At 56.2% G+C, this 1,165-nt stretch carries 1 protein-coding gene and 2 pseudogenes; 1 reads left to right on the top strand and 2 read right to left on the bottom strand.

Annotation, left to right across the window (positions count from 1 at the left end; genetic code table 11):
* Nucleotides 1–77 precede the first annotated feature (77 nt).
* Nucleotides 78–413, top strand: a pseudogene (locus AKG12_RS28975) (DDE-type integrase/transposase/recombinase); the annotation flags it as partial.
* Nucleotides 414–440: 27 nt separating this feature from the next.
* Here AKG12_RS28975 and AKG12_RS28980 read toward each other — a convergent pair.
* Both AKG12_RS28980 and AKG12_RS30005 read right to left on the bottom strand, forming a co-directional pair.
* Nucleotides 441–665 (bottom strand): PAS domain S-box protein, encoded by a 225-nt coding sequence (locus AKG12_RS28980; RefSeq protein ID WP_052821468.1) that lies wholly within the window; start codon nucleotides 663–665, stop codon nucleotides 441–443.
* Nucleotides 666–964: 299 nt separating this feature from the next.
* A pseudogene (locus AKG12_RS30005) lies at nucleotides 965–1,069 on the bottom strand (DUF1236 domain-containing protein); the annotation flags it as partial.
* Nucleotides 1,070–1,165: the final 96 nt, after the last annotated feature.

The following is a 1,165-nucleotide window of genomic DNA, read 5'->3' on the forward strand; positions in this document are numbered from 1 at the left end:
TCCGGGCTAACCGCTTCAATCCAAACAACTTCAAATTCCCTTAGCGTGTATTAATGTAGAAATGCCCACGGAGCCCCTTACTGAAGAAAACAGGCATGCCGCCAAGGCGGATCGTCACCGACAAGCTCCGCTCATATGGCGCAGCCAGGCGTGACATTATGCCAACGGTTGAACACCGGTCCCATAAAGGTCTCAACAACCGAGCGGAAAACTCTCACCTGCCGCTTCGAAAACGAGAGCGGACGATGCAGGGTTTCCGATCAGCCGGAGGCTTGCAGCGTTTCATCTCGATTTTCTCGGCGCTGCGAAATCTCTTTGTCACCCCACGTCATAACCGCTCCGCTCTCGCCACCCACATCCATCGCATCCGCGCAATTGCGCATTGGAAAGCTGTGACGGGCGCGGTTGCCTGATTTCCGAGAGCCGTCGGCAGAGCGCAATCACCGCTCGATAACGTGACATCGCCTCTCTGCCTCCTCATCCCGCTTGTTGTCGGGGACAATCAAGTAGATAGAGCGTCCAACAGCTTCCACCTCGGAATAGCCGAACATTCGCTCGGCGGCCTTATTCCAACTGACGATCGTGCCGGAGAGATCCTTGCTGGTGATCGCGTCGAACGACGACTCGACAATGGCCCCAAGGCGTTCTTCGGTATGTTTTTCCATGTCCGATGAGTTTCACTGTTGAGGCTGCTGCCGGGACATTTAGGTGCCGGTCTCAGAGATCAAGTCATCGGCGAAGACAATTTTTTATCGCATTGAGGCAAGTCGGCGTGCCACAAGCGCAAAGCGCCTTCATCGACAAGACAATTCAACTCCTGATTCCTGGCGCCCCGCTTATGGGACAGGCATAAGGCTTGGGAGCCTGTACCCCGGCCATAAACGGCCGCGGGCTCATTGCAACAAAAAGCCGGAATGCTGCGTGGCAGCTTCCGGCTCGTTTGAAACGGTTGATTGGCCCGGGACTATCGGACGATCTGCACCACGGTATGGGTGCGAGGGTCAATGATCACACGCTGGTCATTAACCACCGCGTATGCGTAATGCTCGTTGCTCGGAACAGGCGTCAACACGGCCAGCATGTCTTCGACCATCCGCAGGCTCAGAGGGAAGCGGAACTAGAGCCACACCGCGAGGGCAATGATTTCAGCGGGAAAGCGGTGGCG

Source organism: Agrobacterium sp. SUL3 (assembly GCF_001263295.1).
Taxonomy (GTDB): domain Bacteria; phylum Pseudomonadota; class Alphaproteobacteria; order Rhizobiales; family Rhizobiaceae; genus Agrobacterium; species Agrobacterium tomkonis.

Coding starts and splice junctions, on each gene's coding strand:
- AKG12_RS28980 (WP_052821468.1), bottom strand. CDS start 665: ATGGAAAAACATACCGAAGAACGCCTTGGGGCCATTGTCGAGTCGTCG.